Genomic DNA, 20,581 nt, shown 5'->3' on the forward strand with positions numbered 1-20,581 from the left:
CTGCTCGAAGCCCTGTCTGGAGGCTGTTCCCCGTGACCACCGTGGCGTCCGCGCCCAGTGCCGCCGGTACCGTCCGCGTCCCGTACGCCGATCTGATCCGTTTCACCACCGAGGTGTTCACCGCGCACCGGCTGCCGCCCGAGCGGGCCCGGGCGGCGGCGGAGGCGCTGTGCTACGGCGACGCCGCCGGGATGGACTCGCACGGGCTGGCCAATCTGGGGCGGCTCTACCTGCCGCTGCTGGCGGAGGGCCGGGCCGATCCGCTGGCGGAGCCGGAGGTGGTGGCGGACCGGGGGGCGGCGGTGCTGGTGGACGCGGCGGGGGCGCTCGGACTGTGGCAGGCCGGAGCGGCGATGGAACTGGCGGCGGAGCGGGCCGAGCGGCACGGGATCGGGCTGGTGTCGGTGCGCCGGGCCACCCACTTCGGCTGTGCGGGCCACCACGCGGCGCGGGTCACCGGGCGCGGGATGATCGGGCTGCTGGCGTCGAACTGCGGTCGGCAGCGGATCGCCCGGCCGCCGGGCGGTGCGGTGGCGCTGCTGGGCACGAACCCGTGGAGCGTGGCCGCGCCGGCGGGTGAACTGCCGCCGTACGTCCTGGACATGAGCACCACGGCGGTGCCGACCGGCCGGGTCCGGGCGGCGGAGCGGGCGGGTCGGCCGATCCCGGAGGGGTGGCTGGCGGGGCCGGACGGGCGGCCGGTGACCGATCCGGGCGCGTTCGACCGGGGCGAGGCGCACCTGCTGTGGCTGGGGTCCGGTGCGGGCGGCGAGTTCAAGGGCTTCGGGCTGGGGCTGATGGTGGAGGTGCTGGCGGCGCTGCTGCCGGGGGCGGGGCTGGGCCCGGAGCCGGCCGCGCTGGACGGGGACGGGCGGCCGTCCGGGCGGGACGACGACATCGGCGTCTTCGCGCTGGCGATCGCCCCGGCGACGCTCCGGGACGCCGGCCAGGTGGCCCTGGACGCCCGGACCCTGTTCGGGACGGTGCTGGACTGCCCTCCGGCGGAAGGGAGTTGCGGCCCGGTGGTGTACCCGGGCTGGCACGAGGCCCGGCGCACCGCCGAGTCGCACCGTGACGGGGTGCCGCTGGCCGCGCCGCTGTTGGCCGAACTCGCCTCCATTGCCGCGGAGTTCGGCATTCGTCCGGTGGCCGGAACGGTGGCCGGAACGGCTGCGGGGGCGGTCACGGGAACGGAGGGCGGGCGGTGAGCGGGCTGCGGTTCGGGGTGGTCGGGCTCGGGGTGATCTCGCGGTTCTACCTGGCCGCGCTGGAGCGGGTGCCGGGGGTGGAGTTGGTGGCGGTGTGCGACCGGGACGCCGCCGTGCTGGAGCCGTTCGGCGGCCGGGTGGCCTGCTTCACGGACCACCGGGAGCTGCTGGCGGCGGGCGGGCTGGACGCCGTCGTGGTGACCGTCCCGAACGACCTGCACCTGGCGATCTGCCGGGACGCGCTGCGGGCGGGCCTGCCGGTGTGCGTGGAGAAGCCGCTGGCGCTGCGGGCCGCGGAGGGCGAGGAGCTGGCGGCGCTGGCGGCCGAACGGCGGGTGCCGCTGTTCACCGCGTTCCACCGGCGGTACAACGCGGCGGTGCGGGAGCTGTGCGCGGTGCTCGCCGAACGGCCGGTGCCGGTGCGCTCGGTGACGGTGCGCTACTTCGAGCGGATCGAGGAGCACGTCGGCCGGGACCGCTGGTACCTGGACCCGGAGCGGTGCGGCGGCGGCTGCGTCGCCGACAACGGCCCGAACGCGTACGACCTGGTGCGGCTGCTGGCGGGCCGGATGGAGCTGTCCGGCGCGCGGGTGGTGCGGGACGGCGGCGGGGTGGACCGGTACGCGGAGCTGGAGCTGGCCGGGGCGGACGGGGTGCGCGGCCGGATCGAGCTGGACTGGTCGTACCCGGGCGAACTCAAGGACGTCACGGTGGAGTCGGCGGACGGCTCGGTGCTGCGGGCGGACCTGCTGGCCGGGCACGCGGGCTTCAAGCAGTCGCTGTGGCACGAGTACGAGGGCATCGTCGGCGCGTTCGCCGGGCTGCTGCGCGGCGGAACGGACGGCTTGACGGACGGTGCGGCGAACGGCGCGACGGACCGGGGCCCGGACGGGGTGGACGCGCTGCGGGTGGTCGAGGCGGCGTACCGGGCCGGGGCCGGGACGGCGGCGCGGGCGGAGGTGCGCGGATGATCCGGGAGCGGGCGGCGCTCTTCCCGCAGCGGCCGCCGGTGCGCGAGAACGGGCCGAAACGGACGGTGACCGGCACGCTGGTGAAGGTGCTGCTGCACAGCCGGACGGAGCGCGGGATGAGCCTGGAGCCGTTCGCCAGCCGGTGCGTACGGGCGGGCGAGGTGCACGAGTTGGTGACCACCGACCAGCGGGACACCGCGGCGGGGGCCCGGATCGACCGGGTGGGTTTCCTGGGGTTCGCGGAGATCGCGGTGGCCGGGGTGCTGGACCGGGGTGACGAGGTGTTCGTCGGCGAGCACCGGGTGGGCACGGTGCTGGGCTTCGACGCCTGCCACTTCCCCAACCACTACAACGTGCTGATCGCGGCCGACCGCCTGCTGACCGGGGAGTCGCTGGACCTGCGGCCGGAGCTGCCGGTGCGGTTCGTCCCGGCCGGGGGCTGACCGGGCCCGGCGACGGCGGGACGGGTCCGGTCGACGGCGGGACGGGTCCGGTCGACGGCGGGACGGCAAAGAAAACGACAGCAGGGCCCGGAGCGGGGGGCGCCATCCCCGTTCCGGGCCCTTCGGGCGTCAGCGGCGACCGTCGGCCGTCAGTGGCCGTCGGCCGGGCCGGTCAGGCCGACCGGTGCTGTCGTACCGGCTGTTCAGCGGCCCAGCAGCGGGACGTCGAGGTCGCCCAGGTGGTAGGCGCGCACGGCCTGGACCAGCTCGTCCACGGAGAGCTGGCCGTCACCGTTGGCGTCGATCTGGCGGAAGGCGTCCGCCGGGTCGATGTTGGAGACGCCGATCGTGTCCAGCCAGGTCTTGAACTCGGCCGGGTTGACCTGGCCGTCGCCGTCCACGTCGACCAGCTCGACGATGGCCTGGATGGTCGGCTTGACGACGCGGCCGAAGCCGGCGCCGCCGTTCTCCAGGATGTGCTCCTCGGCGATGTGGTTGAACTGCTCGGGGGTGAGCGCGCCGGTCTGCTCGTCGATGCCCGCCTTCTCGGCGAAGAAGCTCCACATGCCGAGGTAGGCGTCGGTCAGCGCGCGGCCGGCCGGGGAGACCGGGGCCTCGCCGAAGGCCTGCAGGATGCGCTTGGCCTCGGCGTCCCAGTCGGAGCGGTCGATCTGGCCGTCGCCGTTCACGTCCCAGAGGTCGAAGCGCTTCTGGGTACGGTCGAGCTGCACGGAAGTGGTCATCTCGGAGTTCTCCAGTGTGAGTCCGGTGCGGGCGCCGACCGGCCCAGGGACAGGCCGGCGAACGGCGCCCGGCAGTGCTTTCGGATGAGCCGTCACACAATCGGTGCGGCAACGGAACGTCACACTACCGGCACGGTGAGCGACGGATCGCACACGTGCGGCCAACCGGGTGACTCGGTCGCTTCGTTGACGTCACATCACCTCTGCGGCCCTTGAACGGGCGCTCCCCCGCCACGATTTGGGGATACCGTCAACTGTTTCGACAGTTGCCTCCCGAGTGGGTGATCAGGCCGTTCTCCGCCCGGCCCGGGGGCCGACCCGCCCCTACGCTCGAAGGATGACCGAAACGCTCCCGCAGCTCCCCGCCCTCCCGCCGCTCCCGATGATCGAGCTGGGCCCGCAGGCGTTCGCCGCCGTGCACGCCCTGCACGGGGCGGTGGAGGAGGCCGCGGCGGCGGCCGGGCTGGAGCCGCTGCTGCTGGAACTGGTGCGGCTGCGCTGCTCGCAGCTGAACGGCTGCGTGTACTGCGTCGACCTGCACACCACGGCCGCCCGGAAGGCGGGCGAGCAGGACGAGCGGCTGGCGCAGCTGGTGGTGTGGCGGGAGTCCGGGCTGTTCACGCCCCGGGAGCGGGCCGCGCTCGCCCTGGCCGAGGCGGTCACCCGGCTGACCGACCGGGCGGAGGGCGTCCGGGCCCGGCGGGCCGCGCTGTCGGTGCTGTCGGAGCCGGAGGCGGCCTTCGTGGCCTGGGCGGCGGCCGTGGTGAACACCTACAACCGGATCGCGGTCACCTCGCGCCCGGTGGCGGCCGGGACGCCCTGACCGCGCCGGGCCCGCAGCGCGGGAGCCCCGCAGACCCTGGACCGGTCCGATCCGGATCAATCCGGGCCGGTCCGATCCGGGCCGGTCCGATCCGGGCCGGTCCGGTTCGCCGGGGACCGGCGGCAGGTGCAGGCTGGAGGGATGGCGACGGACTTCGACGGCTCCCCTTCCGACTTCGGCGGCTCCCCGGCCGGTCGGGACCTGGTCTCGGCGCTGGCGGCCGGGCCGGTGCTGCTCGACGGCGGGCTGTCGAACCGACTGGCCGACCAGGGCTGCGACTTGTCGGACGCGCTCTGGTCGGCCCGGCTGCTGCTGGACCAGCCGCGGCAGTTGGTGGCGGCGCACCGGGCGTACTTCGAGGCGGGCGCGCAGGTGGCGACCACGGCGAGCTACCAGGCGAGCCGGCCGGGTTTCGCCTCCCGGGGGGTGGACGCGGGGAAGGCGGACCGGCTGCTGGCGCTGAGCGTGGAGGTGGCCCGGCTGGCGGCCGAGGAGGTGTCGGCGGAGCTGGGTGACGGCCGCCCGCGCTGGGTGGCGGCCTCGGTGGGCCCGTACGGGGCGGTCCTGGCGGACGGCTCCGAGTACCGGGGCCACTACGGCCTGTCGGCCGGGGAGTTGGCGGCGTTCCACCGCCCCCGGCTGGAGGTGCTGGCCGCCGCGGGGCCGGACGTGCTGGCGGTGGAGACCGTGCCCGACCTGCTGGAGGCGGCCGTGCTCGCGGACTGCGTACGGGGGTTGGGCCTGCCGGTGTGGTTCTCGCTCGGCGCGGCGGACGGGTTGACCCGGGGCGGGGAGCCGCTCTCGGAGGCGTTCGCGCTGGTGGCGGAGGTGCCGGAGGTGGTGGCGGTGGGCGTCAACTGCTGCGCCCCGGAGGAGGTGTCGGCGGCGGTGGCGCTGGCCGTGGAGGTGACGGGCCTGCCCGCGGTGGCGTACCCCAACAGCGGGGAGGGCTGGGACCCGGCGGCCCGGGACTGGACGGGCGCGGCGGCCTTCGCCCCCGGGCGGGCGGCGGACTGGGTGGCCGCCGGGGCCCGGCTGGTCGGCGGCTGCTGCCGGGTGGGCCCGGCCGCGATCGCGGAACTCGCGGCCGTGCTGCAACGCCCCGCGCGCTGAACCGGGTCGGCCCGGCCGGGTGTCCGGCGGTGCCCGGCCGCCCGGTCTGGTACTGCTGGTGGTGAGGGCGGTCCGGGTGGCGCCGCCGCCCCTGCGGCGGGAGCAGCGTCGGCGGGGACGGCCGAGGAGGGAACGGGGTTGGTCGTGGCGGGTACGGTCGAGCGGGTGAACGCCCTGGGGGCGTGCTGGGGACGGGAGTTGGAGCCGTGGTCCGGGGCCGGGTCCGGGGCCGGGCAGGTGTGGACGGCGCTCGGGGTGTGGCCGCTGCTGGCGATGCTGGCCTCGGGAGCGGACGGCCCGGCCCGGGCCGAGCTGGAGCGGGCGCTGGGCGTTCCGGCCGGGCAGGCTCCGGCCGCCGCGCGGGAGTTGCTGGCGCGGGTGGAGGAGGTGCCGGGCTGTGCGGCCGCGCTCGGGCTGTGGACGGCGCCCGGGGTCGAGGTGGAGCCGGAGTGGGTGGCGGGGCTGGGCGCCGCGCTGTGGCGGCGGTTGACCGGTGACCCCGCCGTGGACCGGGCCGCGCTGGACGCCTGGGCCGCGGACCGGACCGGCGGCCTGATCCGCCGGATGCCGGTGGAGCCGGCGGACGCGCTGCTGGTGCTGGCCTCGGCGCTGACGGTGCGCACCAGGTGGGCGGAGCCGTTCCGGGAGGATCGCGGCCGGGCCGCCGAAGGGCCGTGGGCCCGGCGGCCGTTCCGGAGGCTCTCGGTGTCGAGCCCCGGGCTGTACGAGCGGATCGCGGTGGCGGAGACCGCGGCGGCGGGGCGGGTGACGGAGGTCCGGGTCGCGGGCGGCGGCGAGGTGGACGTCCACCTGGTGCTCGGTGAACCGCGGGCCGCGCCGGGCGCGGTGGTGTCCGCCGGGTTCGAGCTGGTGGCGGGGGCGGCGCGGCGGACGCCGGTGGCGGGGCTGGCCGACGGGGAGCCGTGGCCCGGGCTGGCGCTGGAGTCGGTGCGGGCGTCGGCGCCGCGCGACGTCGGCGTGCTGGAGACGGTGGCCTTCGAGGTCCGGGCGGAGCTGGACCTGCTGGCGCACGCCGGTCTGTTCGGCCTGCGCACCGCTGCCGGGGACGGCAGCCACTTCCCGGGCATCAGCCGGAGCGTCCCGCTGCGGGTCGGCCAGGCCCGGCAGGCGGCGGTGGCGGAGTTCGGCGCGGCGGGCTTCGAGGCGGGCGCGGTCACGGCGGTGGCGATGACCCGGAGCGGGATCGGCGCCCCGCCCGGCCTCCGCGTCCGCCGGGCCACCGCCCGCTACGACCGCCCGTTCACCTTCCTCGCCGTGCACCGCCCGACCGGCCTGGTCCTGGTCGCGGGCTGGGTGGCGGAGCCCACCGAGGCGACCGGCTGAGCGAACCCCGGGCGGGGAGCCCCGGCCGGCGCGACCGGCGGCCGGGTGCCGGGTGCCGGGCAGGTGGTGCAACCGGAGTCGTGCGTCGACGGCGCGCGGCCCGTCGGGCTTGCCCGCGCAACCCCCAGCGCCCCTGCCGGGGCACGGGAATCCCGGCGGGGGAAGCGATCGCGACACAGAGACAAGGCAGCAGGGTGTCACCGCACTGCGGCTGGGCAGTGCACCGCAGTCACGCGCCGACGGCGCGCGGCCCGTCGGGCTTGCCCGCGCAACCCCCAGCGCCCCTGCCGGGGCACGGGAATCCCGGCGGGGGAAGTGATCGCGACACAGAGACAAGGCAGCAGGGTGTCACCGCACTGCGGCTGGGCAGTGCACCGGAGTCACGCGCCGACGGCGCGCGGCCCGTCGGGCTTGCCCGCGCAACCCCCAGCGCCCCTGCCGGGGCGGGGAGCGCCCGGGCGGGACGGTACCGCGTGGTGGTGGTGCCGGGTAGTACGGTCTTCGGGGGCGGGTCCATCCCGTTCTCGGGTGGTGGTCGGCATCGTCGGCCGGTGGTCAGTGGAGGTGGGCGGGTGCCCGGTGCGATCCAGTCGCTGTCGCGGGCGGCCGCGATCCTGCGGCTGCTGGCGGGCGGGGAGCGGCGGCTCGGCCTGTCGGAGGTGGCGACGGGGCTGGGGTTGGCGAAGGGGACCGCGCACGGCATCCTGCGCACGCTCCAGCAGGAGGGCTTCGTCGAGCAGGACCCGGAGAGCGGCAAGTACCAGTTGGGCGCGGAGCTGCTGCGGCTGGGCCAGAGCTACCTGGACGTGCACGAGCTGCGGGCCCGGGCGCTGGTGTGGGCGGACGACCTGGCGCGGGCGGCCGGGGAGACGGTGTACCTGGGGGTGCTGCACCAGCGCGGGGTGCTGGTGGTGCACCACGTGTTCCGGCCGGACGACTCGCGGCAGGTGCTGGAGGTCGGTTCGATGCAGCCGCTGCACGCGACCGCGCTGGGCAAGGTGCTGCTGGCGTACGACCCGGTGGCGCGCGGCGAGTTGGGCGACGGCCCGTGGGAGGCGTTCACGGCCCGGACCGTGACGGAGCCGGCGGAGCTGGACGCGCAGTGCGCGCTGGTGCGCGAGCGCGGCTGGGCGGACGCGGTGGAGGAGACCTGGGAGGGCGTGGCCTCGGTGGCGGCGCTGATCCAGGACCGGCGGCGCAACCCGGTGGGCGCGGTGTGCGTGTCGGGCGCGGTGGAGACGGTGTGCGGCCCGGACGGCGCGGTGCGTCCGTCGCTGGTGGCCTCGGTGCGGACGGCGGCCCGGGCGATCTCCCGGGACCTGGGCGCGCACCGGTTCTGAATCCCGGGGGCGTGCGTCACACCGCCTTGACGGGGGGCGTCCGGCTGCGGTTGGCTTCCGAAGGTCGTTCGACATTGTCGAACGGCGTCCGGAGGGGCCCGGCGGACCGCCCGCCCGCCTGGTTTGCCGGACCCGCGCGCACGGGGACTGACGAATGGTCACCCCCGCCCCGTTGACGTCCGTGAGCCGAGGAACCGTATGACTGCCAGCCACATCGCCGCGATCGACCAGGGCACCACGTCCAGCCGGTGCATCCTGTTCGACGCGGACGGCCGGATCGTCGCCGTCGAGCAGCAGGAGCACGCGCAGATCTTCCCGCAGCCCGGCTGGGTGGAGCACGACCCGGCCGAGATCTGGACCAGGGTGCGCTCGGTGGTGCGCGGCGCGCTGGGGAAGGCGGGGCTGACCGCGGCGGACGTCCGGGCGGTGGGCATCACCAACCAGCGCGAGACCACGGTGCTGTGGGACCGGCACACCGGCGAGCCGGTGCACAACGCGATCGTCTGGCAGGACACCCGCACCGAGGCGCTCTGCCGCGAGCTGGGGCGCAACGTCGGGCAGGACCGGTTCCGCCGGGAGACCGGCCTGCCGCTGGCCAGCTACTTCGCCGGTCCGAAGATCCGCTGGCTGCTGGACCACGTCGAGGGCCTGCGCGAGCGCGCCGAGGCCGGGGACGTGCTGTTCGGGACGGTCGACAGCTGGCTGATCTGGAACCTGACCGGCGGCGTGGACGGCGGCCGGCACGTCACCGACGTCACCAACGCCTCCCGCACCCTGCTGATGAACCTGCACACCCTCCAGTGGGACGAGCGGATCGCCGAGTCGATGGGCGTCCCGCTGGCGATGCTGCCGGAGATCCGCTCCTCCGCCGAGGTGTACGGCGAGGCGGTCGGCGACCTGGCGGGCGTGCCGGTCGCGGCGGCGCTCGGCGACCAGCAGGCGGCGCTGTTCGGCCAGACCTGCTTCGCCGAGGGCGAGGCCAAGTCGACCTACGGCACCGGCACGTTCCTGCTGCTGAACACCGGCGGACGGATCGTCAACTCGTACCACGGCCTGCTCACCACGGTCGGCTTCCGGATCGGCGACCGGCCCCCGGTGTACGCCCTGGAGGGCTCGATCGCGGTGACCGGCTCGCTGGTGCAGTGGCTGCGCGACCAGCTCGGCATCATCTCCACCGCCGCCGAGATCGAGACCCTGGCGGGCACCGTCGAGGACAACGGCGGCGCGTACGTGGTGCCCGCGTTCTCCGGCCTGTTCGCCCCGTACTGGCGGGCCGACGCGCGCGGCGTGATCACCGGGCTGACCAGGTACGTCACCAAGGGGCACCTGGCCCGGGCGGTGCTGGAGGCGACGGCCTGGCAGACCCGCGAGGTGGTGGACGCGATGCAGAAGGACTCCGGGGTCACGCTGAGCGCGCTGAAGGTCGACGGCGGCATGACCTCCAACAACCTGCTGATGCAGTACATCGCCGATGTGCTGGACGTCCCGGTGGAGCGCCCCTACGTGGCCGAGACCACCGCGCTGGGCGCGGCCTACGCGGCGGGCCTGGCGGTCGGCTTCTGGGACGGCCTGGAGACCCTGCGGGCCAACTGGCACCGGGCCGCCGAGTGGACGCCCCGGATGGCCGCCGACACGCGCGAGCGCGAGCACCGCAACTGGTTGAAGGCCGTGGAGCGCACCATGGGCTGGATCGACCAGGACGAGCCGGACGACCCACCGCAGCTCTGACTCCGCCTGCCGCAAGACCCTGCTCGCCGCAGGACCCCACCGATCGGAAGGAGACGCGGACCGGCCGCACACCGGGCCGCCCACCACACACCATGGCAACCATCCCGACCCTGGGCGCCGAGCGCGCCGCCGGCCGCGTCGTCCCCCGGGCCGCCACCCGCGAACTGCTCGGCCGGGCCCGCTACGACCTGCTGGTGATCGGCGGCGGCATCCTCGGCACCGCCACCGCGTGGACCGCCGCCCAGGCCGGGCTGAAGGTGGCCATGGTGGACGCCGGGGACTTCGCCAACGCCACCTCCTCCGCCTCGTCCAAGCTGGTCCACGGCGGGCTGCGCTACCTGCAGACCGGCGCGGTGCGGCTGGTCGCCGAGAACCACAAGGAGCGCCGGGCGCTGGCCACCCACGTGGCCCCGCACCTGGTCAGCCCGCTGACCTTCTTCGTGCCGGTCTACGAGGGCGGCCCGCACTCGGCGCCCAAGCTCGGCGCGGGCGTGTTCCTGTACTCGGCGCTGTCCGCGTTCCGCGACGGCCTGGGCCGGGTGGCCTCCCCCGCGGCGGCGGCCCGCGCCGTGCCCGGGCTGCGCACCGAGGGGCTGCGGCGGGTCGCGGTGTACGGCGACCACCAGATGAACGACGCCCGGATGGCCGTGATGACGGTGCGGGCGGCGGTGGACGCGGGCGCGGTGGTGCTCAACCACGCCGAGGTGACCGGGCTGCGCTTCACCCGCGGCCGGGTCACCGGCGCCGAGGTGCGCGACGCCCTGGACGGCACCGAGTTCGGCGTGGACGCCCGGCTGGTGCTGAACGCCACCGGCCCGTGGGTGGACCACCTGCGGCGGATGGAGCACGCGGGCGCGGCCCCGTCGATCCGGCTGTCCAAGGGCGCGCACGTGGTGCTGCGCCGGCAGGCGCCGTGGCGGGCCGCGCTGACCATCCCGATCGACCACTACCGGGTGTCGTTCGCCATCCCGTGGGAGGACCACGTCCTGCTGGGCACCACGGACGAGGAGTACACCGGCGACCCGCTGGACGTCCGGGCCACCGGGGCGGACGTCGACCAGATCCTCTCCGAGGCCGGGCACGCGGTGCGCGGCGAGCACCTGCGGCGGGAGGACATCACGTACTCCTTCGCGGGCCTGCGGGTGCTGCCGGGCGGGCCGGGCGGGACGGCGGCGGCGAAGCGGGAGACGGTGGTGACCGAGGGCCGGGCCGGGATGCTGTCGGTGGCGGGCGGCAAGTGGACCACGTACCGGCACATCGGCCGGGTGATCCTGGAGAAGCTCAAGCACGCCCCGGGCGTGGGCCTGGCCGAGGACGTCTCGCCGATCCCGCCGACCGTCCCGCTGCCGGGCATCGGCGCCCCGCAGGCCGTCGCCCGCCGCCTGCTGACCGACCGCGAGCCGGGCAGCCGGATGGACCCGCTGGTGGCCCGGAACCTGGCCACCCACTACGGCACGCTGTCCTTCGAGATCGCCCGCCTGATCGCCGAGCGCCCGGAGCTGGGCGAACGGGTGCACCCCGACGGGCCGGACGTGTGGGCGCAGGTGGTGTACGCGGCCGAGCAGGAGTGGGCGTACACGGTGGACGACGTGCTGCGGCGGCGCACCACGCTGACGGTGCGCGGGCTGGACGGCGCGGAGGTGCGCAAGCGCACGGCGGAGCTGCTGGAGCGGTAGGCCGGGTGCGCGGAGCGGCGTGGGAAGGCACGGCGAGAGGTGGGAAGGGCGCGAAAAGGCGACGCCCTCCGGGAGAAGCGGGAGTTCCGGAGGGCGTCGCGGCAGGGGGACCCGCGCTCGTCAGACGATCAGACTGAGCGGCAGGATCAGGGCGATCGCGACCACCGAGATGATCGTCTCCATCACCGACCAGGACTTCAGCGTCTGGCCGACGCTCATCCCGAAGTACTCCTTCACCAGCCAGAACCCGGCGTCGTTGACGTGCGACAGGAACAGCGACCCGGCGCCGATCGCCAGCACCAGCAGCGCGGCGTGGCTGGTGGACATGTCGGCGGCCAGCGGGCCGACGATGCCGGCAGCGGTGATGGTGGCGACCGTCGCGGAGCCGGTGGCCAGCCGGATCAGCACCGCGATCAGCCAGCCCAGCAGCAGCGCGGAGACGTGCCACTTGCCGGACCACGCGCTGACCGCGTCACCGACGCCGATGTCGATCAGGGTCTGCTTGAAGCCGCCGCCCGCGCCGACGATGAACACGATCCCGGCGATCGGGCCGAGCGCCGAGCCGACCGTGTCGGAGATCCGGCCCTTGTCGAAGCCGGCCGCCCGGCCGAGGGTCAGCATGGCGAGCAGGGTCGCGGCGAGCAGCGCGATCAGCGGGGAGCCGATGAAGTCGAAGATCCGCTGGCCGGTGGCCTTCGGGTCGTCGATCACCACGTCGGCCAGCGCCTTGCCGAGCATCAGCACGACCGGCAGCAGGATGGTGGCCAGCACCGCGCCGAACCGCGGCGTCCGCGCGCGCTCGACGCCCTCCGCGGCGTCCGCGGTGTTCGCGCCGTCCGCGGTCTTCGCGGGGGCGGTGTCGGCGGGCAGTTCCAGCGGGCCGACCCAGCGCTGGGCGAGCCGTCCGAACAGCGGGCCGGCCACGATCAGGGTCGGGACCGCGACCAGCAGGCCGAGCGCCAGGGTGACGCCGAGGTCGGCGTGCAGGGCGTCGACGGCGACCAGCGGGCCGGGGTGCGGCGGGACGAGGCCGTGCAGCACCGAGAGGCCGGCCAGCGCGGGGATGCCGATGCCGATCAGCGGGGCGTTGCCGCGCCGGGCCACCAGCAGCACGATCGGCACCAGCAGCACCACGCCGACCTCGAAGAACAGCGGCAGGCCGAGCACCGCGGCGATCAGCGCCATCGCCCAGGGCAGCAGTTTGGGGCCGGTGCGGGCCAGCACGGTGTCCGCGATGGTGTTGGCGCCGCCGGAGTCGGCGAGCAGCTTGCCGAGCATCGCGCCCAGGCCGATCAGCAGGCCGACCGAGGCGACGGTCGCGCCGAAGCCGGTGGAGAAGCTGGTCAGCAGCTTGTCGAAGGGCGCCCCGGCGACGGCGGCGAGCAGCCCGGAACCGAGCGTGAGGGCCAGGAACGGGTGCAGCTTGAACCGGGTGATCAGCAGCACGATCGCGCCGATGCTGAGCAGCACCGCGAGCAGCAGCCGGCCGTCGCTCGCCGTGTGCGGCAGCGCCGGTGCGCCGGCCGCCAGCAGGGTGGGGGTCACGGGGGTCTCCATTGACGGGCCGCCACCGTCCGGCTCTCGGGCGGCCGGTGGCGGGGGTGTGACGTGGTGGTGGTGCGTGCGGGGGGCGGGCCGCGGGGGTCAGCGGGCCAGGGCGGCGACGGCGCGGTCGACGAGCGTGTCGGGGGCGGCGCCGACGTCCAGCACGGTGCCGCGCTCGTCCGGCTGGAGCGGTTCGAGGGCGGCGTACTGGGAGTCCAGCAGCGCGGGCGGCATGAAGTGGCCGGTGCGGTGCGCCAGCCGGTCGCCGACCAGGTCGTGGCTGCCGCTCAGGTGCAGGAAGAACGCGTCCGGGCAGGCGGCCCGCAGCAGGTCGCGGTAGTCGCGCTTGAGCGCGGAGCAGGTGACCACTCCGCCGCTGCCGGCCGCGGCCCGCTCGCCCAGCCAGCCGCCGAGCGCGCGCAGCCAGGGCTGCCGGTCGCAGTCGTCCAGCGGGGTGCCGGCGCTCATCTTGGCGATGTTGGCGGCGGGGTGGAAGTCGTCGGCCTCCGCGTACGGGAGGTCGAGGCGGTCGGCGAGCAGTCGGGCGACGGTGGTCTTCCCGACTCCGGAGACGCCCATCACCACGATGACGGGCGGCTGCTGGTTCTCGGCGCTGAGAGCCATGGTGGTGCTCCTGTCCTTGCCTGCTTGCGTGGGCAACCTTGGCGCAAAGGTATGACTTATTCAAGCGACCGAAACCTAATCGTCATACTTTTCGGTTTCCGCGCCGGTGGGACGGGGGCCGCCTTCCCCCCGGCCGCGCCGATAAGCTGGCCGGATGGAGATCCAGGGCCTGCCCGGCCGCCTGCTCGCTGCCCTCGGCCCGGCGATCGCCTCCGGGGAGCTGCCGGCGGGGACGGTGCTGCGCGCGGAGGAGCTGGAGCAGCGGCACGGGGTGTCCCGGACGGTGGTGCGGGAGGCGGTGCGCATCCTGGAGTCGATGCGGCTGGTCGAGCCGCGGCGGCGGGTCGGGATCACCGTCCGGCCGAAGGCCGACTGGGACGTGTTCGACCCGCTGGTGATCCGCTGGCGGCTGGCCGGCGCGGACCGCTCCGCGCAGCTGCGCTCGCTGGGCTCGCTGCGGGTCGCGGTGGAGCCGGCCGCGGCGGCGCTGGCGGCCCGGTGCGCGGGCGACGACGACCGCCGCGAGCTGAGCGCGCTGGCCGTCGAACTGACCGTCACCGCCCGGGCGGCCGACCTGGACGCCTTCCTCGCGCACGACATCGCCTTCCACGCGGCGGTGCTGCGGGCCTCCGGCAACGAGATGTTCGCGCACCTGAAGGACACCGTGGGCGCGGTCCTCACCGGCCGCACCGAGCACCGGCTGATGCCGCACCGGCCGCGCGAGTACGCGGTGCAGCTGCACCGGGACGTCGCGCAGGCGATCTGCGCGGGCGACCCGGAGCTGGCGGAACGGGCCATGCGGACCATCGTGGTCGGCGCGCTGGAGGAGCTGGACGCCACCCTGCCGGACTGACCGCCCGCCGACCGCCGCCCCGTCGGCCGGGGAGGCGCTCTTGCGGCCCCGGTTACGATCCTGACGGGGAGCCGGGGGGAGCCGGGGACGCGACACGCCCACGGTCGGCTGGATCGGCCCTCCCGACGGAATAGCCTCCCCCGGACGGGGCAGGGCTGGTCCTGGTGCGCCCGCCGGGGCGCACGACCGACAGGGGGTTGGCGATGGCCGTTCGTCGGCGCGGGCGGCTGCCGGACGAGGTCCGGGCGGCCGCCGTCCGGGCGGGCATGGCATTCGCCTTCACGGTGTTCACCTTCGTGGTGGCGCTGTTCGCCTCCTGGGCGCACACCGGCCTGCTGACACCGGCGTTGGCGCTGATGGCGCTGGGGGTCTTCCTGCTCGCCTGGTGCCTGATCGACGTGGCGGTCTCCCGGCAGGTCGCCGCCTCCCGGCACCGCGCCCCCAACTCGGCGGCTCCGCTGGAGGGTTCGCGCGAGTACCGGAACGGCCGGCGGCACCGCTGACGGCCGGTCAGGTCTGCTGGTGGCGGCCCGGGGTGGTGCCGAAGGCGTGCCGGAACGCCTCGATGAACGCGCTCGGCGAGCGGAAGCCGCAGGCGGCGGCGGTGGCGGTGACCGAGCGGCCCCCGGCGAGCAGCACCAGGGCGTGCTGGAGGCGCAGTTGGGTGCGCCACTGCGGGAAGCCCAGGCCGAGTTCGCGGCGGAACAGCCGGCTGAGGGTGCGTTCGGCCGCTCCGACGGCGCGGCCGAGTTCGGCGAGCGAGCGGTCGTCGGCGGGGTCGGCGGTGAGCAGCGCGGCCAGGTCGCGCAGCCGGGGGTCGGTGGGGCGGGGCAGGCCGACCGGGAGTTCGGGGGCGCGGACGAGCTGGTCCAGGGCGGCCTGTTCGAGGGTGCGGGCCGGGCGTCCGGCGGGGGCGTCGGGGCCGGTCAGGTGGGCGATGATCTCGCGCAGCAGCGGGGTGACGGCGAGCACGGCGGGCGCGGTGAGCCGCAGCGGGTCGGTGCCGTCCGGGTAGACCAGGCAGCGCAACTCGCTGGGCCCGTGCGCCCGGTGGGTGTGCGGCACCCCGGCGGGCAGCCACACCGCGCGGTGCGGCGGGACGACCCACTGCCCGTACGGGATGCGCACCTCCAGCACGCCGAGGCCGGGGGTGATCAGCTGGTTGACGTCGTGCCAGTGCCAGTCGATCCGCTCCCGGTGGGCCAGCGGGTGGCGGCTGGGGCCGGTCTCCTTCTGGTGCTGCGCGGCGCTCGGCGGGCCGTCCTCGGCAGGTTGGCGGGTTGGCGACACGGGTTGGCAGAGTACCGGAAGCCCGCACGGCGGTGCGGCGGCCAGGCTGGACGCATGACGAGCGAACTGCCCGGCGTGTGGCGCCGGATGCGGATGTGGGGCGCGGCGCACGCCGTGGACGACCTGTACCAGGGCCTGGTGCCCGCGGTGGTGCCGTACTTCGTCCTGGAGCGCGGCTACGGGTACGTGGCGGCGGGCGGGTTGACGCTGGCGGCGACGCTGGGCAGCGCGGTCCCGCAGCCGCTGGTCGGCCTGCTGGTGGACCGGCGTCCGCTGCCCTGGCTGTCGGCGGCGGGGCTGGCGCTGGCCGGGCTGGGCGTGGGGCTGAGCGGGCTGGCCGACGGGTACGCGCTGGTGTGGCTGCTGGTGCTGCTCTCCGGCCTGGGGGTGGCGGCGTTCCACCCGGCGGCGGGGCGGGCGGCCCGGGAGGCGGCGGGCGACTCGACCGGCGCGATGAGCGTCTTCGCGGCGGGCGGCAGCGTCGGGTTCTTCCTGGCGCCGGTGCTGGCCACGCCGCTGCTCTCCGCGTGGGGCCTGCGGGCGACGGCGGTGTTCGTGCTGCCGGCGCTGCTGATGGCGGCGGTGCTGTTCCGGGCCCGGCACCGGACGTACCCGCACGCCGGGGGCGGGGCGAAGCGCGCCGGGAAGGACCGCTGGCGGCCGTTCCTGGTGCTCACCGGGGTCGAGGTGATCCGCTCGGTGGTGTTCTTCGGCGTCAGCACCTTCATCGAGCTGTACTGGCTGCGGCAGTTGGGCGCCTCGCACCTGCTGGCCGGCGCGGCGCTGACCTGCTTCCTGCTGGGCGGCGTCGCGGGCACCCTGGGCGGCGGGCGGCTCGCGGACCGGATCGGCATGGTCCGCACCGCGCAGTGGGGCACCGCGCTCACCGTCCCCGCGCTGGTCCTGCTGCGGGTGACGCCCGGCCCGTGGGCGCCGCTGCTGTTCGCCGTGCTGGCGGGCGCGACGCTGAACCTGCCGTTCGCCGTCCTGGTCAAGCTCGGCCAGGACTACCTGCCCACCCGCCCCGGCACCGCCGCCGGCGTCACCCTGGGCCTGGCCGTCAGCGTCGGCGGCCTGATCGCCCCGCTCTTCGGCCTGCTCGCCCAGCACCACGGCCCCCAGGGCGTGCTGACCCTGCTGCCCGCCGTCCCGCTGCTGGGCGTCGCGCTCGGCGCGTTCATGGTCGAACCGGGCCGCTGGAAGGACGAGGCCGACGAGGACGACGGGGACGCCCCGGGCGACACGGACGGCGCGGGACCGGCCCCGGAGGCCGAACTGGTCTCCTAGTGAAGCGAGTTGACGGGCGGCGGGCGCACTCCCCCGTGGGTGCGCCCGCCTCCCGCGTTCCGCCTCCGGCGGGTGTCAGCCGCGCGGGCCGACCGCGTAGCCGTACTGGACGGGCCAGTCGCGGGGGACGTCGAGGGCGCGGGCGGCGTGCAGCGGCCAGTAGGGGTCGCGGAGCAGTTCGCGGCCGAGCATGACGGCGTCAGCGCGGCCCTCGGCGACGATCGCCTCGGCCTGGGCGGCGTCGGTGATCAGGCCGACGGCGTTGACCGGGAGGCCGGACTCGCGGCGGACGGTCTCGGCGAACGGGACCTGGTAGCCGGGCCCGACGGGGATCTCCGCGCGCGGGACGTTGCCGCCGCTGGAGACGTCGATCAGGTCGACGCCGATGGCCTGGAGCTCCTTGGCGAGCAGCACCGACTCCTCCAGCGTCCAACTGGGCTCCTCCGGGCGCCAGTCGGTGGCGGAGACCCGGAACAGCACCGGGAGCTCGGCGGGCCAGACGGCCCGGACCGCGGTGGCGATCTCGCGGGCCAGCCGGCTGCGTCCGGCGAAGTCGCCGCCGTAGCCGTCGGTGCGGTGGTTGGAGACCGGGGAGAGGAACTGGTGCACCAGGTAGCCGTGCGCGCCGTGCACCTCGACCACCTGGAAGCCGGCGGCCAGGGCGCGGCGGGCGGAGGCGGCGAAGTCCTCGACCAGCTCGGCGATCTGCGCCTCCGTCAGCTCGACCGGCACCGGGTAGGGCGCGTCGAAGGGCACCGGGGAGGGGCCGACGACCTGCCAGCCGCCCCGCTCGACGGGGAGCGGTCCGCCGCCGTCCTGCGGCCTGCCGGTGGACGCCTTGCGGCCGGCGTGGGCCAGCTGGATCGCGGGGACGGAGCCGTGCCGGGCGATCAGCGCGGCGACCCGGGCCAGTCGCTCCTGCTGGCGGTCGTTCCACAGGCCGAGGTCCCACGGGGAGATCCGGCCGTCGGGGCGGACGCCGGTGGCCTCGACCATCACGAGCCCGGCGCCGCCGGCGGCGCGGGAGCCGAGGTGGGCGAGGTGGAAGTCGGTGGCGGCGCCGGTGTCGGGCCCCTCGGAGGCGGCGGAGTACATGCACATCGGGCTGAGCCAGATCCGGTTGGGGATGGTCAGCGAGCGGAGGGTGAGGGGTTCGAACAGGGCGCTCACGGCTGCCTGTCCTTCCTGTGGGCCGGACACGGGGGTGCTTTCGCTTCGTACGATACTCACCGTACTACGACAGCTGTCAAACTACGAGAGTTGTCGTACTATGAGCCCGTGACCGTCGACCACGACCGGGACTGCCCCGGCCTGCTGCCCGAGCCCGCCACCGCGGAGCTCCAGCTGGTCTGCGTGCTGCACGCGCTGGCGGACCCGATCCGGCTGCGGATCGTCTCCGAGCTCGCGGGCGCGGGCGGCAGCGAGCTGAACTGCCTGGCGTTCGAACTCCCGGTCACCAAGTCGACGATGACGCACCACTTCCGGGTGCTGCGGGAGGCCGGGCTGATCCGCCAGCACCGGCGCGGCACCTCGAAGATGAACAGCCTGCGCGAGTCCGACCTGGCCGCCCGCTTCCCCGGCCTGCTGGACGCGGTCCTGGCCGCCGCGCCCGCCGCGCGCTGACCGCCCCCACCCGTCGCACACCGGCCGCAGCACGCCGTCCGTCGCCCGCCGACCGTCGCGCCACTGTGCGCGCCGCCCGCCCCGGGGGCCCCGCGCGCACCACCGCAGTGATCTTCCCTGACACGGTCATGCCTGGTCACGCGCCCTTCACCCGAGTTGCTCCACTGTTCATCCCGCATGGTCATTTGGTCTATACCAATCGGGTAATCTGACCGGCGACAGGTGTCAATGTCTGGCCGTGGGGGGCCCAATGACTGTCAATCACCTTCCGTCACCACCTTCCGACCAGGAGCTCTATTGGTATTTCGGGCCTCAGCGCCGCTGGGTCCCGCTGCTCTCCGCGCTCGCCTTCACGGTCAGCGCGGGCACCATGTTCAGCTTCTCGCTGCGCACCCCGGCCCTGTGGCCGTTCCTCGCCGTGCTGAGCATCAACGCCGTCGCACTCGCCCTGACCTGCCTGAACGGCCTGCGCCGCCGCCGCTTCACCCGGGGCGGCCACGAACTGCTGGTCGCCGCCTGGCAGCCGGCCGCACCGCCGTCCGTCGACCTGTACCTGCCGACCTGCGGCGAACCGCTCGACATCCTGGCCAACGCCTACCGCGCCGTCGCCCGCAGCTCCTACCCGGGGCGGCTCGACGTGTGGGTGCTCGACGACGCCGACCGGCCCGAAGTCGCCCGGCTGGCCGAGGAGTTCGGCTACCACTACGTGGTCCGCCCGAACCGCGGCGAGTTCAAGAAGGCCGGCAACCTCAACCACGCGCTGACCCTGAGCAGCGGCGAGTTCGTCGCCATCCTGGACGCCGACTTCGCGCCGCGCGCCGACCTGCTCCAGCACCTCCTGCCGTACTTCGGCGACCCGGCGGTCGGCATCGTGCAGAGCCCGCAGTGCTTCGACACCGACGCCTCGATGGGCTGGGTGCAACGCGCCGCCGGGTCCGCCCAGGAGTGGTTCTTCCGCTGGGTGCAGCCCAGCCGGGACGCCTCCGACGCCGCCATCTGCTGCGGCTCCAACGCCGTCTACCGGCGCGCCGCGATCGACGCCGCCGGCGGCTTCGCCCGGCTCGACCACAGCGAGGACATGTACACCGGCCTGGCCCTGCACCAGCGGGGCTACACCACCCGCTACGTGCCGGTGCTGGTCGCCAAGGGCACCTCGCCCGATTCCACCACCAGCTTCGTCAACCAGCAGTACCGCTGGACGATGGGCAACCTGCACCTGATCGGCGACCGGGCCGCCCGCCGGGCGATGACCTGGCGGATGCGCCGCTGCTTCGACGAGGGCATCGTCGGCTACCTGGCCGCCGCCGTCAACGTGCTCACCGCGCCGCTGCCGCCGCTGGTGATGCTGTTCGCCTTCCCCGGCGAGGTCCGGGCCTGGTACGTGCTGCCGCTGATCTCGCTGCTGTGGCTGTGGCACGTGCTGCTGCCCCGGGTCAGCCGCACCCGCTGGCGCTCCGAAGTGCTGCGCGCCAACGTGCTGATGAGCTTCGCCGCCGCCACCGCGTACTGGCACACCCTGCGCGGCCGCAGCGCCGCCTGGGTGCCCACCGGCGTCGCCGGACCCGGCCGCTCCGGCGGGATGGCCCGCAAGGTGCTGCTGGTCTCGCTGCTGTGGACGGCCGGCACGCTGGCCGCCACCGCCGCCGGCGTGGCCGTCGCCACCGCCCTGCACGGCTGGCACACCACCTGGGGGCTGGCCCTGTACCTGGCCGTGCAACTGCACCTCGGGGTGCCACTGATCCGCGACCTGTACACCGAACTCCGGCCGCGCGCGGCCGAGTCCGCCGGAACCGCGGAGTCCGCCGGAACCGCCGGAACCGCCGAACCGACCGAATCCGGGGCCCGCCCGGCGATGCGCCCGCGGCGCTGGCCCGAGGCCCTCGCCGTCACGAGCACGCTCGCCCTGGTCGCCCTGCTCGCCTCCGGCTGGGCGGCTCCGATGCTGCCCTGGCTGGGCTGAAAGGTCCACG

19 protein-coding genes are annotated in these 20,581 nt (G+C 75.3%); 14 read left to right on the plus strand and 5 right to left on the minus strand.

The features are described 5' to 3' along the window. Nucleotides 1–32 precede the first annotated feature (32 nt). The 3 genes from ACIP60_RS37115 to ACIP60_RS37125 are packed head-to-tail and all read left to right on the plus strand — an operon-like array spanning nucleotide 33 to nucleotide 2,622. The gene (locus tag ACIP60_RS37115) at nucleotides 33–1,208 is read left to right on the plus strand and encodes an Ldh family oxidoreductase (RefSeq protein WP_400693680.1); all 1,176 of its coding nucleotides are present in this window, start codon (nucleotides 33–35) and stop codon (nucleotides 1,206–1,208) included. Next, on the plus strand, nucleotides 1,205–2,179 hold the full coding sequence (locus ACIP60_RS37120; protein WP_400693683.1) for a Gfo/Idh/MocA family protein: 975 nt from the start codon (nucleotides 1,205–1,207) through the stop codon (nucleotides 2,177–2,179). The genes ACIP60_RS37115 and ACIP60_RS37120 overlap by 4 nt, the downstream gene beginning before the upstream one ends. Beyond that, on the plus strand, nucleotides 2,176–2,622 hold the full coding sequence (locus ACIP60_RS37125) for a DUF6917 domain-containing protein (RefSeq protein WP_100835382.1): 447 nt from the start codon (nucleotides 2,176–2,178) through the stop codon (nucleotides 2,620–2,622). The genes ACIP60_RS37120 and ACIP60_RS37125 overlap by 4 nt, the downstream gene beginning before the upstream one ends. A gap of 203 nt (nucleotides 2,623–2,825) precedes the next feature. Here ACIP60_RS37125 and ACIP60_RS37130 read toward each other — a convergent pair whose 3' ends face one another. Next, the gene (locus ACIP60_RS37130) at nucleotides 2,826–3,365 is read right to left on the minus strand and encodes an EF-hand domain-containing protein (RefSeq protein WP_400693686.1); all 540 of its coding nucleotides are present in this window, start codon (nucleotides 3,363–3,365) and stop codon (nucleotides 2,826–2,828) included. 337 nt (nucleotides 3,366–3,702) lie between these two features. Between ACIP60_RS37130 and ACIP60_RS37135 the strand changes: the two genes are divergently transcribed. The 6 genes from ACIP60_RS37135 to ACIP60_RS37160 all read left to right on the plus strand — a co-directional run bounded on the left by ACIP60_RS37135 (nucleotide 3,703) and on the right by ACIP60_RS37160 (nucleotide 11,389). Continuing rightward, entirely contained in the window at nucleotides 3,703–4,188 is a 486-nt protein-coding gene (locus tag ACIP60_RS37135; RefSeq protein WP_400693687.1) for a carboxymuconolactone decarboxylase family protein, read from the plus strand. Nucleotides 4,189–4,329: 141 nt separating this feature from the next. Continuing rightward, nucleotides 4,330–5,301: a homocysteine S-methyltransferase gene (gene mmuM / locus ACIP60_RS37140; protein ID WP_400693690.1), complete on the plus strand. Its 972-nt coding sequence runs from the start codon at nucleotides 4,330–4,332 to the stop codon at nucleotides 5,299–5,301. A gap of 165 nt (nucleotides 5,302–5,466) precedes the next feature. Beyond that, nucleotides 5,467–6,645, plus strand: coding sequence for a serpin family protein (locus tag ACIP60_RS37145; RefSeq protein WP_400693693.1), 1,179 nt, complete (start codon nucleotides 5,467–5,469; stop codon nucleotides 6,643–6,645). 572 nt (nucleotides 6,646–7,217) lie between these two features. Further along, nucleotides 7,218–7,985, plus strand: a complete 768-nt coding sequence (locus ACIP60_RS37150; protein ID WP_100835387.1) for an IclR family transcriptional regulator — start codon at nucleotides 7,218–7,220, stop codon at nucleotides 7,983–7,985. Nucleotides 7,986–8,183: 198 nt separating this feature from the next. After that, on the plus strand, nucleotides 8,184–9,713 hold the full coding sequence (glpK, locus tag ACIP60_RS37155) for a glycerol kinase GlpK (protein WP_400693698.1): 1,530 nt from the start codon (nucleotides 8,184–8,186) through the stop codon (nucleotides 9,711–9,713). Nucleotides 9,714–9,805: 92 nt separating this feature from the next. Continuing rightward, the gene (locus ACIP60_RS37160; protein WP_400693700.1) at nucleotides 9,806–11,389 is read left to right on the plus strand and encodes a glycerol-3-phosphate dehydrogenase/oxidase; all 1,584 of its coding nucleotides are present in this window, start codon (nucleotides 9,806–9,808) and stop codon (nucleotides 11,387–11,389) included. 120 nt (nucleotides 11,390–11,509) lie between these two features. Here ACIP60_RS37160 and ACIP60_RS37165 read toward each other — a convergent pair whose 3' ends face one another. After that, on the minus strand, nucleotides 11,510–12,946 hold the full coding sequence (locus ACIP60_RS37165; RefSeq protein ID WP_400693703.1) for a gluconate:H+ symporter: 1,437 nt from the start codon (nucleotides 12,944–12,946) through the stop codon (nucleotides 11,510–11,512). An 87-nt stretch (nucleotides 12,947–13,033) separates the two neighbouring features. Next, nucleotides 13,034–13,558: a gluconokinase gene (locus ACIP60_RS37170; RefSeq protein WP_400693706.1), complete on the minus strand. Its 525-nt coding sequence runs from the start codon at nucleotides 13,556–13,558 to the stop codon at nucleotides 13,034–13,036. 154 nt (nucleotides 13,559–13,712) lie between these two features. On the opposite strand from ACIP60_RS37170, the gene ACIP60_RS37175 reads away from it, so the two are divergent. Both ACIP60_RS37175 and ACIP60_RS37180 read left to right on the plus strand, forming a co-directional pair. Continuing rightward, a complete protein-coding gene (locus ACIP60_RS37175) occupies nucleotides 13,713–14,411 on the plus strand; it encodes a FadR/GntR family transcriptional regulator (RefSeq protein WP_400693709.1) in 699 nt (232 codons plus the stop codon). A 203-nt stretch (nucleotides 14,412–14,614) separates the two neighbouring features. Next, on the plus strand, nucleotides 14,615–14,914 hold the full coding sequence (locus tag ACIP60_RS37180) for a hypothetical protein (protein ID WP_400693711.1): 300 nt from the start codon (nucleotides 14,615–14,617) through the stop codon (nucleotides 14,912–14,914). Nucleotides 14,915–14,921: 7 nt separating this feature from the next. Here ACIP60_RS37180 and ACIP60_RS37185 read toward each other — a convergent pair whose 3' ends face one another. Continuing rightward, nucleotides 14,922–15,701, minus strand: a complete 780-nt coding sequence (locus tag ACIP60_RS37185) for an AraC family transcriptional regulator (RefSeq protein ID WP_400693714.1) — start codon at nucleotides 15,699–15,701, stop codon at nucleotides 14,922–14,924. Between the two features lie 54 nt (nucleotides 15,702–15,755). On the opposite strand from ACIP60_RS37185, the gene ACIP60_RS37190 reads away from it, so the two are divergent. Beyond that, entirely contained in the window at nucleotides 15,756–16,988 is a 1,233-nt protein-coding gene (locus ACIP60_RS37190; RefSeq protein ID WP_400693717.1) for an MFS transporter, read from the plus strand. A 75-nt stretch (nucleotides 16,989–17,063) separates the two neighbouring features. Here the strand turns inward: ACIP60_RS37190 and ACIP60_RS37195 are convergent, their stop codons facing one another. Next, nucleotides 17,064–18,158 (minus strand): NADH:flavin oxidoreductase/NADH oxidase, encoded by a 1,095-nt coding sequence (locus ACIP60_RS37195; protein ID WP_400693720.1) that lies wholly within the window; start codon nucleotides 18,156–18,158, stop codon nucleotides 17,064–17,066. A gap of 108 nt (nucleotides 18,159–18,266) precedes the next feature. Between ACIP60_RS37195 and ACIP60_RS37200 the strand changes: the two genes are divergently transcribed. Together ACIP60_RS37200 and ACIP60_RS37205 are read left to right on the plus strand one after the other, a co-directional pair. After that, nucleotides 18,267–18,611, plus strand: coding sequence for an ArsR/SmtB family transcription factor (locus ACIP60_RS37200; protein WP_400693723.1), 345 nt, complete (start codon nucleotides 18,267–18,269; stop codon nucleotides 18,609–18,611). 250 nt (nucleotides 18,612–18,861) lie between these two features. Next, nucleotides 18,862–20,571, plus strand: coding sequence for a glycosyltransferase family 2 protein (locus tag ACIP60_RS37205; protein ID WP_400693726.1), 1,710 nt, complete (start codon nucleotides 18,862–18,864; stop codon nucleotides 20,569–20,571). Nucleotides 20,572–20,581: the final 10 nt, after the last annotated feature.

It is taken from the genome of Kitasatospora sp. NPDC088783 (assembly GCF_044750705.1).
GTDB lineage: Bacteria > Actinomycetota > Actinomycetes > Streptomycetales > Streptomycetaceae > Kitasatospora > Kitasatospora fiedleri.

Coding starts and splice junctions, on each gene's coding strand:
- ACIP60_RS37180 (WP_400693711.1), top strand. CDS start 14,615: ATGGCCGTTCGTCGGCGCGGGCGGCTGCCGGACGAGGTCCGGGCGGCC.
- ACIP60_RS37125 (WP_100835382.1), top strand. CDS start 2,176: ATGATCCGGGAGCGGGCGGCGCTCTTCCCGCAGCGGCCGCCGGTGCGC.
- ACIP60_RS37175 (WP_400693709.1), top strand. CDS start 13,713: ATGGAGATCCAGGGCCTGCCCGGCCGCCTGCTCGCTGCCCTCGGCCCG.
- ACIP60_RS37205 (WP_400693726.1), top strand. CDS start 18,862: ATGACTGTCAATCACCTTCCGTCACCACCTTCCGACCAGGAGCTCTAT.
- ACIP60_RS37160 (WP_400693700.1), top strand. CDS start 9,806: ATGGCAACCATCCCGACCCTGGGCGCCGAGCGCGCCGCCGGCCGCGTC.
- ACIP60_RS37165 (WP_400693703.1), bottom strand. CDS start 12,946: ATGGAGACCCCCGTGACCCCCACCCTGCTGGCGGCCGGCGCACCGGCG.
- mmuM (WP_400693690.1), top strand. CDS start 4,330: ATGGCGACGGACTTCGACGGCTCCCCTTCCGACTTCGGCGGCTCCCCG.
- ACIP60_RS37190 (WP_400693717.1), top strand. CDS start 15,756: ATGACGAGCGAACTGCCCGGCGTGTGGCGCCGGATGCGGATGTGGGGC.
- ACIP60_RS37135 (WP_400693687.1), top strand. CDS start 3,703: ATGACCGAAACGCTCCCGCAGCTCCCCGCCCTCCCGCCGCTCCCGATG.
- ACIP60_RS37130 (WP_400693686.1), bottom strand. CDS start 3,365: ATGACCACTTCCGTGCAGCTCGACCGTACCCAGAAGCGCTTCGACCTC.
- ACIP60_RS37170 (WP_400693706.1), bottom strand. CDS start 13,558: ATGGCTCTCAGCGCCGAGAACCAGCAGCCGCCCGTCATCGTGGTGATG.
- glpK (WP_400693698.1), top strand. CDS start 8,184: ATGACTGCCAGCCACATCGCCGCGATCGACCAGGGCACCACGTCCAGC.